At 71.8% G+C, this 13,041-nt stretch carries 14 protein-coding genes; 3 read left to right on the top strand and 11 right to left on the bottom strand.

Translation table 11 applies throughout. The features are described 5' to 3' along the window. Nucleotides 1-5: 5 nt before the first annotated feature. Complete coding sequence (locus ACFY8U_RS28465; protein ID WP_361601448.1) at nt 6-1,028, bottom strand: phosphotransferase family protein; 1,023 nt, start codon at nt 1,026-1,028, stop codon at nt 6-8. 139 nt (nt 1,029-1,167) lie between these two features. On the opposite strand from ACFY8U_RS28465, the gene ACFY8U_RS28470 reads away from it, so the two are divergent. Further along, nucleotides 1,168-2,418 (top strand): glucarate dehydratase family protein, encoded by a 1,251-nt coding sequence (locus ACFY8U_RS28470; RefSeq protein WP_389575208.1) that lies wholly within the window; start codon nt 1,168-1,170, stop codon nt 2,416-2,418. A gap of 6 nt (nt 2,419-2,424) precedes the next feature. Here the strand turns inward: ACFY8U_RS28470 and ACFY8U_RS28475 are convergent, their stop codons facing one another. The 3 genes from ACFY8U_RS28475 to ACFY8U_RS28485 all read right to left on the bottom strand — a co-directional run bounded on the left by ACFY8U_RS28475 (nt 2,425) and on the right by ACFY8U_RS28485 (nt 5,353). Further along, the gene (locus ACFY8U_RS28475) at nt 2,425-3,900 is read right to left on the bottom strand and encodes a DUF4157 domain-containing protein (protein ID WP_389575209.1); all 1,476 of its coding nucleotides are present in this window, start codon (nt 3,898-3,900) and stop codon (nt 2,425-2,427) included. Nucleotides 3,901-4,059: 159 nt separating this feature from the next. Beyond that, nucleotides 4,060-4,971: an MBL fold metallo-hydrolase gene (locus tag ACFY8U_RS28480; protein ID WP_389575210.1), complete on the bottom strand. Its 912-nt coding sequence runs from the start codon at nt 4,969-4,971 to the stop codon at nt 4,060-4,062. Between the two features lie 85 nt (nt 4,972-5,056). Then, a complete protein-coding gene (locus tag ACFY8U_RS28485) occupies nt 5,057-5,353 on the bottom strand; it encodes a hypothetical protein (RefSeq protein WP_389575211.1) in 297 nt (98 codons plus the stop codon). A 128-nt stretch (nt 5,354-5,481) separates the two neighbouring features. Here ACFY8U_RS28485 and ACFY8U_RS28490 point away from each other — a divergent pair, with 128 nt between their 5' ends. After that, a complete protein-coding gene (locus tag ACFY8U_RS28490; RefSeq protein ID WP_389575212.1) occupies nt 5,482-6,447 on the top strand; it encodes an NADP-dependent oxidoreductase in 966 nt (321 codons plus the stop codon). Here ACFY8U_RS28490 and ACFY8U_RS28495 read toward each other — a convergent pair whose 3' ends face one another. The 5 genes from ACFY8U_RS28495 to ACFY8U_RS28515 are packed head-to-tail and all read right to left on the bottom strand — an operon-like array spanning nt 6,448 to nt 9,115. Continuing rightward, nucleotides 6,448-6,768, bottom strand: coding sequence for a DUF202 domain-containing protein (locus tag ACFY8U_RS28495; RefSeq protein ID WP_361760672.1), 321 nt, complete (start codon nt 6,766-6,768; stop codon nt 6,448-6,450). It lies immediately after the preceding gene. Continuing rightward, complete coding sequence (locus ACFY8U_RS28500; protein ID WP_361439087.1) at nt 6,765-7,160, bottom strand: DUF202 domain-containing protein; 396 nt, start codon at nt 7,158-7,160, stop codon at nt 6,765-6,767. The genes ACFY8U_RS28495 and ACFY8U_RS28500 overlap by 4 nt, the downstream gene beginning before the upstream one ends. A 9-nt stretch (nt 7,161-7,169) precedes the next feature. Continuing rightward, nucleotides 7,170-7,685, bottom strand: coding sequence for an NUDIX domain-containing protein (locus ACFY8U_RS28505; RefSeq protein ID WP_361601469.1), 516 nt, complete (start codon nt 7,683-7,685; stop codon nt 7,170-7,172). 12 nt (nt 7,686-7,697) lie between these two features. Further along, nucleotides 7,698-8,480 (bottom strand): glucose 1-dehydrogenase, encoded by a 783-nt coding sequence (locus ACFY8U_RS28510; protein WP_389575213.1) that lies wholly within the window; start codon nt 8,478-8,480, stop codon nt 7,698-7,700. Then, on the bottom strand, nt 8,477-9,115 hold the full coding sequence (locus ACFY8U_RS28515) for a TetR family transcriptional regulator (protein ID WP_389575214.1): 639 nt from the start codon (nt 9,113-9,115) through the stop codon (nt 8,477-8,479). Before ACFY8U_RS28515 ends, ACFY8U_RS28510 begins: the two co-directional genes overlap by 4 nt. 94 nt (nt 9,116-9,209) lie before the next feature. Here ACFY8U_RS28515 and ACFY8U_RS28520 point away from each other — a divergent pair, with 94 nt between their 5' ends. Beyond that, on the top strand, nt 9,210-10,865 hold the full coding sequence (locus tag ACFY8U_RS28520; RefSeq protein ID WP_389575215.1) for an FAD-binding dehydrogenase: 1,656 nt from the start codon (nt 9,210-9,212) through the stop codon (nt 10,863-10,865). 116 nt (nt 10,866-10,981) lie between these two features. Here ACFY8U_RS28520 and ACFY8U_RS28525 read toward each other — a convergent pair whose 3' ends face one another. Both ACFY8U_RS28525 and ACFY8U_RS28530 read right to left on the bottom strand, forming a co-directional pair. Beyond that, nucleotides 10,982-11,407 (bottom strand): ASCH domain-containing protein, encoded by a 426-nt coding sequence (locus ACFY8U_RS28525; RefSeq protein WP_389575410.1) that lies wholly within the window; start codon nt 11,405-11,407, stop codon nt 10,982-10,984. A gap of 126 nt (nt 11,408-11,533) precedes the next feature. Continuing rightward, nucleotides 11,534-12,931 carry a GntP family permease gene (locus tag ACFY8U_RS28530; protein WP_389575216.1) on the bottom strand — a complete coding sequence of 466 codons (1,398 nt, stop codon included), beginning with the start codon at nt 12,929-12,931 and terminating at the stop codon, nt 11,534-11,536. Between the last annotated feature and the right edge of the window lie 110 nt (nt 12,932-13,041).

Here is a 13,041-nt window from a genome sequence, read left to right on the forward strand (position 1 = left end):
GCGGATCAGCCTTCCTGGAGGGTGGTGAGGCCGTGCTCGATGAAGACGGGGACGAGTTCGCCGATGCGGTCGAAGCCGGCGCCGACGGTCTGACCGAGGGTGTAGCGGTAGTGGATGCCCTCCAGGATCACGGCGAGCTTGAACCAGGCGAAGGCCGTGTACCAGGAGATGGCGGAGGTGTCGCGGCCCGAGCGGGCGGCGTACCGCTCGATCAGCTCGGCGGGCGTGGGGTGCCCGGCGGCCGTGGCGGTCGTGCTGACGGGGGAGTGGGGGACGTCGAGCGGCGCGCTGTACATCGCGAGCAGACCGAGGTCGGTCAGCGGGTCGCCGAGCGTGGACATCTCCCAGTCGAGAACCGCCTTGATCCGGTCGTCCTCGCCGATCAGGACGTTGTCCAGGCGGTAGTCGCCGTGGACGACCGTCGGGGTGGGGGAGGCCGGGAGCGCGCGGCCGAGGGCGGCGTGCAGCTCGTCGATGCCCGCCAGTTCGCGGTTGCGTGAGGCGTCGAGCTGCTTGCCCCAGCGGCGCAGCTGCCGGTCGAGGAATCCGTCGGGGCGGCCGAAGTCGCCGAGGCCCACCTCCGCCGGGTCGACGGCGTGCAGGTCGACGAGCGTGTCGACCAGTCCGAGGACGGCCTCGCGGGTGCGCTCGGGGCCCAGCGGGGCGAGCTGCCCGGCCGAGCGGTACGGAGTGCCGGCGACGAACTCCATGACGTAGAACGGCGCCCCGAGGACGGTGTCGTCCTCGCAGAGGAGGACGGTCTCCGGGACGGGCACGGCCGTCGTGTGCAGGGCGCTGATCACCCGGTGCTCGCGCTTCATGTCGTGCGCGGTGGCGAGGACATGGCCCAGCGGAGGCCGCCGTACCACCCACCGGCCGGTGCCGTCGGTGACGACGTACGTCAGGTTGGACCGGCCGCCCTCGATCAGCCGGGCGTCGAGCGGGCCGCGCACGAGTCCCGGCCGTTCCCGGTCGAGAAATCCGCGCAACCGCTCGGGATCGAGACCTGGCGGCGGGGCTGAGCTCATCGTGCGTACCTCCGGGGACGGGGGGCTGGGTGGGTCGGCGTTCATGATGACCGACCAGTCGGTATGTCGTCCAGGGTTCGTGAGGGAAAGTGGCGTGGGCGGTCTGGTGAGGGATCTGATCCATGAATAGGGTTCACATATGAATTCAGAGCTGCTCGTCGAGGAAGTCCGGCTGACCCCGATCCTGATCGCCGACCCGCCCCTGCTCAACACTCAGGGCGTCCACCAGCCCTTCACGCCCCGCCTGGTGGTGGAAGTGGTGACGCGGGGCGGGGTCACCGGCCTGGGGGAGACGTACGGCGACGGGAAGTATCTGGATCTCGCGCGGCCGCTGGCCGAGGCGCTCCCGGGCCACGCGGTCACGGACGTGAACGGCCTGTTCACGCGTGCCGCGCAGGTGTGCGGCGACTCACGGGCCGTCGACGAGCGCGTCGACGCGGGCGGGCTGCGCGGGGTCCAGACCGCCGCCAAGCTCCGCCTCTCCGTGGTCTCGGCCTTCGAGGTCGCCTACCTGGACGCGCTCGGCAAGAGCCTCGGCCTCCCCGTCCACGCCCTCCTCGGCGGCAAGGTCCGCGACGCCGTCGAGTACAGCGCGTACCTCTTCTACAAGTTCGACGGGACCGACGACTGGGGCCCCGCCCTCGACCCGGCGGGCATCGTCGAACAGGCCCGCCGCTTCGACCGGACGTACGGCTTCCGCTCCTTCAAGCTCAAGGGCGGTGTCTTCCCGCCCGAGCAGGAGATCGCCGCGATCCGCGCCCTGGCCGGGGAGTTCCCCGGGCGGCCGCTCCGCCTCGACCCGAACGGCGCGTGGTCCGTGGAGACCGCGCTGGGGGTGGCGCGCGAGCTGAAGGACGTCCTGGAGTACCTGGAGGACCCGACGACCGGCACGGACACCATGGCCGAGGTCGCGTCCCTCACGGACGTGCCGCTCGCGACCAACATGTGCGTGACGACCTTCGAGGAGGTACCCGATGCCTTCGCCAGGGACGCGGTACGGATCGTGCTCTGCGACCATCACTACTGGGGCGGCCTGCACCGTACGCGCGAACTGGCCGCGCTCTGCCGTACGTACGGCGTCGGGCTCTCCATGCACTCCAACACCCACCTCGGCATCAGCCTCGCGGCCATGACCCAGGTCGCCGCCACCCTGCCCGACCTGGACCACGCCTGCGACACCCACTACCCCTGGCAGACCGAGGACGTCGTCACCACCCGCCCCGTCTTCCACGACGGCCGCCTCACGGTCTCCGACGCCCCCGGGCTCGGCGTCGAGCTGGACCGCGAGGCTCTTGCCGCCCTGCACCGCCGCTGGCTGGACGACGACGGCTCCCTGCGCGACCGCGACGACGCGGCGGCGATGCGCAGGCTGCGCGCCTCGGGTACGTGACACTGGTCAGGGGAGTGTGAGCGGCTGCGTCTTGTCCCCGGGCGCCGGAGCCGGCCGGTCCGGGTGGACCGCGACCAGCCGCGCGTTGCCCTGGGCGTAGGCGCTCTCCCGGCCGAAGAACTGGTAGCCGGATTCGATGAGTTGAAGGATCTCGTGCCCCAGCATCGCCTGGGGGCCGCCTTCGTCCGCCGACTTGTTGCTGTCCCAGAGCGCGCCGTCGCCCAGGTTCTCGATCTCCTGCCAGAAGTTGCCCGCGTGCAGCTGTCCGCCGATCAGCATGCCTTCGATCTGCGGACCGAGACTCGTAAGGATCTTGAACACGGCCCGTTCCTCGATGCCGCCGTCCATGAAGGCGTAGTTGACGGGGACGGACCACTTCGTGGTGTTGAGCCGCCGGCCCATCCGCGCGTCCTCGGGGAGCCGGTCACCGCCCGGCGCCTTCCCCTGCTGGTACGTGGCCCACGGGCCGGTGTCGCCGGTGCGGCCGAGGACGAGCTTGCGCTTCGCGGCGAGCGCGGCCGCCCGGGTCGTCGACACCGTGTCCGAGGCGGTGGAGGCCAGGTCGGCGCGGATGGTCGCCTCCAGCGCGGCCTTCAGGTCCGCCCTGCTCCGCCCCGCGGGCGGGCCCACCAGGTTCTCCAGGTACTCGATGTTGTCGTTGAGGTCCGAGTGGTTCATGACCCACTTCATGTTTCCCCGCTTGGTCAGCCAGTCGTCGTACTCGGCGAGGTACTCGTCGAGGCCGGGCTCCGCCTGGGCGACCAGCCTCGACACCTCTCCGTCGATCTTGCCCGGGTGGTGCATGCGCTGGACGTCGCCGCCCCCGGCGGAGGCCGGCGCGGTCTGCCTGGTCTGTCCGGCCTGCGTGGACGCCTCGCCGGAAGCGGTGGCGGTCGCCGGCCGGCTCATCACCTGGCGGGCCGTGGCCTCCGCCTCGCGTTCGAACCGGTCCGACGGGTCGCTGACGCGGAGCCCGTCACCCCGGTCCGTGCCGGCCACAGGCCCCGAACGCTGTTGGAGGACATGGGTCAGCTCGTGGGCGAGGGTGTGTTGGTCGATGCCGGAGGGCCCGGCCACGATGTGGCTGCCGGAGGTGTAGGCCGCGGCGCCGAGTTCGGCGGCGGAGGCCCGGGCGGCGGAGTCGGTGTGGATGCGGACGTCGGAGAAGTCGGCGCCGAAGCGCGCCTCCATGTCGGCGCGGCTCCCCTCGTCGAGCGGCCGGCCGCCGCTGCGCAGGACGTTGTGCACGGCGGACCGCTGCACCGCCGGCCGCGCCTCCTCCTCATGGCCGCACCCCGCGCCGTGCCGGTGCTCGTCCTGGGCGGCGCCGGCCCGGCGGAGCATCTGGACGACGGCGGCGTTCCCGGCCGACCGCTGGAGGGCGAGCAGGGCCTCGGCGGGCGCGGCCGGCCGGGCCGAGGACGTACGCTCCGCCGGGGCGTCCCCCTTCTTCGTCGCTCGGCTGCTCGCTCGGTCGTACATGGAGGTCCCTTCGGGCGCCGGTCGTCTGCCTTCCCGGTATACCCGGGCGGGTCGACGCACCGCCAGGTACGGCAGGGCAGACTTCCCGGCCCCCGGGGCCGTGCGCCACCGCCCGAACGCCCCCTCGCGACGGACGTCCGGACACCGCGCGCCCCCGGCTCACGCGTGGCAGGCCACCGGAACACCGCCGTTCATGGCGGCCATGTCCCCGAAGACCGTCACCGGATCCAGCGGCGAGCCCTCCGGGAGGCCGTCCAACTCCGCGTACGCACGGTGCAGGTTGGCCACGAGCCGTTCGCTCTCCCGCCAGGCCGCGAACTCTCCGAGGTCCGCCGAGCGCGCCGTCTCCAGCGGGGTCGTCCCCTTGGCGTACCCCTCGCGGGCCAGTTCGGCCACCCAGCGCAGATACCGCTCCGTCGCGTCGTACGCCGACGGGTCCGTCACACGCCCGTGCCCCGGCACCACCGTCGGCGCGTCCAGCGAGCGGAGCAGATCGAGCGCGCGCAACGAACCCGCGAGCGAGCCCATCGGAAGGAAGGGCGTCCCCCCGTGGAAGACCAGGTCCCCCGTGAACACCACGCCCTGCTCCGGGAGATGGACGATCGAGTCGCCGGTCGTGTGCGCGGGCCCGGGGTGCAGCACGCGCACCTCCAGCTCACCCACGTACACCGTCAGCCGCTCGCCGTACGTGAGCGAGGGCGGCGCCACCTCGATCTCGCCGAAGTCGGTCTGTGGCCAGAGGAGGTGGAGCTGACGTCCGGCCGCGAGCTGCTCCGCGCGGCAGGAGTCGTGCCCGACGATCCGCGCCTCCGGCAGGAACACCCCGTTGCCGTACGTGTGGTCGCCGTGGTGGTGCGTGGAGACGATCGTGCGGGGAAGGGCCAGCCCCTCCGCGAGGACCGCCTCGCGGAGCAGGCGTGCCCGCCGTTCGGTCGCGGCGGTGTCCACGAGCAGCGACTCGCGGCCGTCCCCGACGAACCCGGCGTTGTTCAGACACCAGCCGCCGTCGGGCTGGACGAAGGCGTGCACGCGCGGTGCGAGCGCGACGACGTACGGATCAGTGACGGTCAAGGAATCCCCCGAGTGTGAAGAACGGCCCGACCGGCGAACACTGCCCCTCGGGAGGGGCTGCCAGTCGGGCCCGTTCCGCAGAGGCTCAGTGGTCGTCCCAGTGGTTGCCGTGCGCCGCGTGCCGGTGCCCGTCGTGCTCGTAGTCGACGTGGTCGCCGTGCTCGACGGCCGTGTGCCCGCAGTCCGGCCCGTGCGTGTGGTCGGGGTGGGTGTGCGGGACGTGTGACGAGGGCTCGCACTCGTCCCAGTGCCCGGAGTGCTCACGGTGCAGGTGCCCGTCGTGGGCGTAGTCCACATGGTCGTGGTGGGTCACGGCGGTGTGCCCGCACGACGGCCCGTGGGTGTGTGCGTGCGTGGGGTGCTCTTGGTGGAGAAGGGTCATGATCTCAGGCTAGTCCGAAATGCCATCTTCGTCCCTGTATCGCCCTGCGGCCTGGCCGAGCGCGTCGCCGCACTCCGCCGGGGGTACCCGGCTTGCGGGGGCCTGGGGCCGCCGTGATCGTTCGGGGTATGAAGGCGATCAGCTACAGCCGCTACGGAGGGCCCGAGGTGCTCGAGTACGGGGAGCGGCCCGACCCCAAGGTCGGCCCCGACGACGTCCTCGTGAAGGTACGCGCCGCCGCGGTGAACCCGGTCGACTGGAAGGCCCAGGCGGGCTACCTCGACGGGATGATCGACGCCGTCTTCCCCGTCGTGCCCGGCTGGGACGTCTCGGGGGTGGTCGTCCAGCCCGGTGTCTCCGTCACAGAGTTCACCGTCGGCGACGAGGTCATGGGGTACGTCCGCGAGGACTTCCTCAGTCGCGGCACCTTCGCCGAGTACGTCGCCGCCCCGGTCCGCACCCTGGCCCGCAAGCCGCGCACCCTGGGGTTCGAGGAGTCCGCCGCGCTTCCGCTGGTCGGACTCACGGCCTATCAGGTGCTCCACCAGGCGCTCGCCGTCCGTTCCGGCGACACTGTCCTGGTGCACGCGGCGGCAGGCGGCGTCGGCTCCATGGCCGTACAGATCGCCCGCCACCTCGGCTGCCGGGTCATCGGCGCGGCGCGCGAGCCGGGCCGGGAGCGGATCAGGGAGCTGGGCGCCGAACCGGTCCTGTACGACGAGGACACCTTCGTCGCCCAGGTCCGCGAACTGGCGCCTGACGGTGTGGACGCGGTCTTCGACACGATCGGCGGCCCGTTCCTCAAGCTCACCCCGCGGGTCCTCGCCCCCGAGGGCCGCCTCGCCTCGATCGCGGACGGCGAGGTCATCGGCCTGGGCGGCCGCTACTTCTGGGTCCGGCCCGACCCCCAGGACCTCGCCGCCCTCGCCGACCTGGCCGACGAGGGCGTGCTCTCCGTACGAGTGGCCCGCTCCTTCCCCCTGGACCAGGCCGCCGAAGCCCAGCGCGCCAGCCAGGAGGGCGGCCTGAACGGCAAGGTCGTGGTCACGGTGGAGTGGCCCGACCAGGCCGCGTCAGGCCGGCAGGGGGCGTGACTACAGGACCACGGCCACCGCGAACGCCGCCAGGGCGACCGTGCACGCCGTCGCCAGCAGCGCGCCCCGGAGGGAGAGCGGCAGGGGGCGGGCCGCGTCCAGGGCGTGGATGCGGCGGTGGGCGACGGCCAGGAAACCGATCCAGACCAGCGCGCTGAGCGCCGCTCCCGCCACCCCCGCCCCCGTGATGTCGTCACTGATCGCCGCCTTCACGGCGAGCACCGCCACGACCGTGCAGGTCAGCGTCGTACGCCGCCAGGCCAGCCGGGTCCGCTCCGGCTGCAGCCCCGGATCCCGGGCGGGCTTCGCCGCCTCGGTCACCGCCCGGCCCAGCCGAAGAGGATGACCACCACCATCGCGAGCGCGACCACGGCCACCGCGAGGCTCAGCAGCGTCGGGAAGCGTGACACCGGAAGGTCCTCGCCGCGCCGCATCGCCCGCTCGCACCGCACCCAGTGGTTCACCGCCCGCAGCGCGCACAGCACACCCGCGGCGAGCAGCGCGAGGGCGAGCCCGACCCGTACACCCCACCGCAGATCCGGCAGGAACTGGTCGACGGCGAAACCGCCGCCGACGAGTGCGAGCGCGGTCCGGATCCAGGCGAGGAAGGTGCGCTCGTTGGCGAGCGAGAACCGGTAGTCCGGAGTCTCGCCCTCGTCTCGGATCCGCTGCGGCGCGAACCACAGCCGCAGGCTCTGTACGAAGTCGCTCACCCGGGCACCTTAACCGTGGCGCGCACGCAGACGTTCGTAGGCCGCCAGCCCGTCCGGGACCCACTCCCACTCCCCGAGCCGTGCGACGACCTCCGCCTCCGGAAGGAAGGCGTGCCAGGCGACCTCCTCCACCTGAGGGTTCACCGGCAGCTCGCATCGCACCTGGTAGACCGCGGACCACCACTTCCCGGCGACGCCCCCGGAGTCGTGCAGGAACCGGAACAGCGGCTCGGGGCGCGGCAGTCCGGAGACACCCAGCTCCTCCTCCGCCTCGCGCAGCGCCGCGTCGTCGTACGACTCGCCCGCGCCGACGACCCCGCCGACGAACATGTCGTACATCGACGGGTAGACCAGCTTCACCGGCGTGCGCCGGTGCACGAAGATCCGGTCCTCGGCGTCCCGCACCAGGATGAACGTGCAGCGATGGATCAGGCCCCGCGCGTACACCTCCGCGCGCGGGGCCTGTCCGATCACCTCGTCGTGCTCGTCGACGACGTCGAGGATCTCTTCGGCGGGGTTCGTCATCCCGCCATGAAATCACTGCCCCATGACGTACTTGACGATCGGCCCGGCGGTCCAGCCGCCGTCCACGGCCAGTTCCGCTCCCGTCACGTACGAGGCCGCGTCCGAGAGCAGGAACACCACCGCGCCCGCGATCTCGGGCGCCTCGCCGACCCGCCCCATCGGGGTGTTGGGGTACTTGCCCTCGCCGCGCTCGATGCCGACGATCGCGGTCATCGGGGTGTACGTCATGCCCGGGTGGACCGAGTTGACGCGGATCCCCGCCGTGCCCAGCTCCACCGCCCCGATCTTCGTCAGCCCGCGTACGCCCCACTTCGAGGCGCCGTAGCCGGCGGTCAGCGCGAGGCCCATCAGCCCCGCGGCCGAGGAGATGTTGACGATCGAGCCGCCACCGGCCTCCTTCATCGCCGGGATCGCGGCCTTCATGCCGATGAAGACACCGGTCAGATTGACGTCGAGCACCCTGCGGAAGCTCTCGACGGACTCGCTCTCCAGGAACGAGCCGCTGGCCGTCCCCGCGTTGTTCACCAGACCGTGGAGACCGCCGAACTCGGCGACCGCGTACGCGACGGCCGCCGCCCACTCCTCCTCGGACGTGACGTCGTGGTGGAGGAAGCGCGCCCGCTCGCCCAGTTCGGCCGCGGTCGCCTTCCCCTCCTCGTCGAGCACGTCCGTGACGACGACGTTCGCACCGGCGGCCACGGCCTGCCGCGCGGCCTCGGCGCCGAGGCCGCGGGCGCCCCCGGTGATCAGGACGGTCCGGCCGGTGAGGTCGTGGAGGCGGGGGTTCTCGGTCATGAGAAGTCCTTTCGGAGCGAGGGCGGCGGGGCCTGCAGCAGGGCCGTCGTGGTCTGGACGAGGTCGGCGAGGAAGAGCGGCTCCCGTGTCAGCGGCTCGGTGCCGGCGAGGTACTGCCCGGCCCGGTCGGCCATGGCCGCGCCGACGACGGTGAGCGCCAGATCGAGCCGTTCCAGCCGCAGGGGCTCGGGCAGCAGGCCGGTCAGACAGGCCTCGATCCGCTCGATCAGCCGCCAGTAGACGGTGCCGTCGAGCGTGGGATGGGGGGTGCGGGTGCGGACCCCGCTCTCATGGCTGAGCTGGGCGGAGATACGCAGGCAGCGGCGGCCGCTCTCGGTGCCCAGCTCGCTCGCCTCGGCGGTGACGAGGGCCCGGATCAGCGCGTGCGGTGTGTCGGGAGCCTCGGCGAGGAGCGGTTCGAGGACCCGCTCCGTACGTCTCTGGCGGCCCGCCATCACCGCGTCGAGGAGGCCGGCGCGCGAGCCGAAGTGGTACTGCACGGCCGAAGGGTTGCTCTGACCCGCCAGGGCCACGATGTCCCGCAGCTGGGCGCCGTCGACGCCCTGCGCCGCGAAGACCTCCTCCGCCGCGCGGATCAGTTTCTCCCGGGTCTCGGGCCCCGACGTCCTCGCCATGCGCCCACATTAATGCTGGACATTAGAAAACGGGAGGGGTGCGAAGAGGTCCGGACTGTTGACTCGATACATCCGTGTATCCAAGATTCGGTCCATGTCGTACGACGCTGATGTGATCGTGATCGGAGCCGGCCTCGCCGGCCTGGTGGCCACCGCCGAACTCGTGGACGCCGGGCGGAGCGTCATCCTGCTCGACCAGGAGCCGGAACAGTCCATGGGCGGCCAGGCCCACTGGTCCTTCGGCGGACTCTTCCTCGTCGATTCGCCCGAGCAGCGCCGGATGCGGATCAAGGACAGCCATGAGCTCGCCCTCCAGGACTGGCTCGGTACGGCGGGCTTCGACCGCCCCGAGGACAACTGGCCGCGGAAGTGGGCCGAGGCGTACGTCGACTTCGCGGCGGGCGAGAAGCGTTCCTGGCTGCACGCGCGCGGGGTGCGCTTCTTCCCCGTGGTCGGCTGGGCCGAGCGCGGAGGCTACGACGCGAACGGGCACGGCAACTCGGTGCCCCGCTTCCACATCACCTGGGGGACGGGCCCCGGCCTCGTCGCCCCCTTCGAGCGCAGGGTCCGCGAAGGCGTCGCCACCGGCCGGGTCCAGCTCCGCTTCCGGCACCGGGTGACCGCCCTCGGCCGCACCGCCGGAGCCGTGGACACCGTCAGCGGCGAGATCCTGGAGCCCTCCACCGCCGAGCGCGGCACCGCGAGCAGCCGGGAGGTCACCGACACCTTCTCCCTGCGCGCCCAGGCGGTGATCGTCACCTCGGGTGGCATCGGCGGCAACCACGACCTCGTACGCAAGCAGTGGCCCGACCGGCTGGGCACCCCGCCCGCGAAGCTGCTCTCCGGCGTCCCCGCCCATGTCGACGGGCTGATGCTCGGGATCACCGAGGAGGCCGGCGCCCACCACATCAACCGCGACCGGATGTGGCACTACACCGAGGGCATCGAGAACTGGAACCCGATCTGGGCCCGGCACGGCATCCGCATCCTCCCCGGCCCGTCCTCGCTCTGGCTCGACGCGACCGGCCGCCGGCTGCCGGTCCCGCTCTTCCCGGGCTTCGACACCCTCGGCACGCTCGAACACATCATGCGGACCGGGTACGACCACACCTGGTTCGTCCTCGACCAGCGCATCATCGGCAAGGAGTTCGCCCTCTCGGGCTCCGAGCAGAACCCCGACCTCACCGGCAAGTCGATCCGGGACGTCATCGGCCGGGCCCGCGCGGACGTACCGGGCCCGGTGAAGGCGTTCATGGACCACGGCGTCGACTTCGTCGTCGAGAAGGACCTCTCCGCGCTGGTCCGGGGGATGAACGCCCTCACGGATGAGCCGCTGATCGACGAGGCGGAACTGCGCCGCGAGATCACCGCGCGGGACCGCGAGATCGCCAACCCCTTCACCAAGGACCTCCAGGTCACGGCGATCCGGGGCGCCCGCAAGTACCTGGGCGACAAGCTGATCCGTACGGCGTCCCCGCACCGGATCCTGGACCCCAAGGCCGGCCCGCTGATCGCCGTCCGCCTGAACATCCTGACCCGCAAGTCGCTGGGCGGCCTGGAGACGGACCTGTCGTCTCGGGTGCTCACCGAGAGCGGAGAGGTACTGGAAGGGGTGTACGCGGCGGGCGAGGCGGCCGGGTTCGGCGGCGGAGGCGTCCACGGCTACCGCTCCCTGGAGGGCACGTTCCTCGGCGGCTGCATCTTCTCGGGCCGAGCGGCGGGCAGGGCGGCGGCGCAGGCGGTGGGCTAACGGCCGGTCAGGGGGATGGCCTGTGGGCCGGTCAGAGGGATGCTCTGTGGGCCGGTCAGAGGAAGGGGCTGTGGCGGAACAGCGACGCACGCGCCGCCACAGCCGCCCTCCGGGGCTCAGCCCAGGCGCCGTACGACCTTGAACCGCTCCGCGACCGCCACCGTCGCGTCGGTCACCGTGAACTCCGGGTCGCCGAGGAACTCCCGCATCTCGGCGCCCTGCCAGAACCTCTCGTGGGAGGCCCGCCACTCGGCGACCGTCGTGTACCCCTCCCCCTCCTCGATCGCGAACGGAAGGTCGATCTCCCCGACGGGCAGCACCCGTACCTCCGTGGTCTCCACCACCGCGACGGGCCGCTCCTGCGAGTCGATCAGCGCCCAGCGCTCGCCCACGCGCGGCAGCTCGTCGCCCTCCACCTCGTGCTCCACCATCAGACCCGTCGTCGAGGTCTTCTCGCCGGAGAGCACCGCCGCCACCAGCTGGTCGCGCAGCGGGCCGGGGAAGGCCAGCTCCAACGGCTTGAGGGACTCGGGGTTCTCCAACTGCTCGGTGATCTCGCTCTGGTCCATGCGGCGCAGTCTGGCACGCGGCACGGACGGAACCGGGCCCGGCCGCCCGGGAGGCGTCCGGACCCGGTCCGTGTGCGAGGGAGTCGGGGTGCGCGGTGGCTACAGCACCAGCGACAGCAGCAGGACGAAGACGATGCCGACGACCGAGATGATCGTCTCCATCACCGACCAGGTCTTGACCGTCTGACCGACGGTCATCCCGAAGTACTCCTTGACCAGCCAGAACCCGGCGTCGTTCACATGGCTGAAGAAGAGCGAACCGGCACCGATCGCGAGGACGAGCAGCGCCGTCTCACTCGTGCCCATGCCCTCGGCGAGCGGGGCCACGAGCCCGGCCGCCGAGATCGTCGCCACCGTGGCCGAGCCGGTCGCGAGGCGGATGGCCACCGCGATCAGCCAGGCGAGGAGCAGCGCCGGAATCGACCAGTTCCTGGAGAAGTCCAGGATCATCTGGCCCACGCCGACGTCGATCAGGGTCTGCTTGAAGCCGCCGCCCGCGCCGACGATCATCAGCACGCCCGCGATCGGGGCGAGGGACTTCTCGACGGTCGAGGAGAGCCGCTCCTTGGTGAAGCCGGCCGCGCGACCCAGCGTGAACAGGCCCACGAGCACGGCCGCGAGCAGCGCGATCAGCGGCGAGCCGATGACGTCGGTGACCTTCTGCACGGGGTTGTCGGGGTTGCCGACGACGATGTCGACCAGCGCCTTGACCAGCATGAGGACGACGGGCAGCAGGACGGTCGCGACGGTGGCACCGAAGCCGGGGCGCTTCTCCAGGTCCTCCGACGGACGTGCGGGGATCATGTTGTCGGGGGCCGGGATGTCGACCCAGCGGGCCGCGTACCGGGAGAAGACCGGACCGGCGATGATCACGGTCGGGATAGCGACCAGGACACCGAGGGCGAGCGTGACCCCGAGGTTGGCGCCGAGCGCGTCGATGGCGACCAGCGGGCCGGGGTGCGGCGGGATCAGCCCGTGCATCACCGAAAGACCGGCGAGCGCCGGGATGCCGATCCGCATGAGCGAGTAGTTGCCGCGCTTGGCGACGAGCAGGACCACCGGGATCAGCAGGACGATGCCGACCTCGAAGAAGAGCGGCAGCCCGATGACGGATGCGATCAGCACCATCGCCCAGGGCATGGACCGGCCGCTCGCCTTGGCGAGGATCGTGTCGACGATCTGGTCCGCGCCGCCGGAGTCGGCAAGCAGCTTGCCGAGGATCGCGCCGAGCGCGATCAGGACGCCCACTCCCGCGACGGTCTTGCCGAGGCCGGAGGTGAAGGCGTCGATGGTCGCCGCGAGCGGCGCCCCGGCGAAGGCGCCGAGGGCCAGCGACCCGATGGTCAGGGCGAGGAAGGCGTGCAGCTTGAACTTGGTGATGAGCAGGACGATGACGGCTATGCCCGCGAGTACGGCGATGCCGAGCTGGGCGTTGCCTGCCGAGGTGATCGGCTCGACGGCGTCCGCTGCCAGCACCTCGACGCTGAGACTGGTCACGGTTGTTCCTTAAGGGACGGGGCAGGAGGGGGGCCTTCCGGCGCTCCGAGCGGGCCGGAGGACGGAGGGTACGGCGGGGGTACGGCGTGATGCCGCGGGGATACGGCGGG

The organism is Streptomyces sp. NPDC012508 (assembly GCF_042902595.1).
GTDB lineage: Bacteria > Actinomycetota > Actinomycetes > Streptomycetales > Streptomycetaceae > Streptomyces.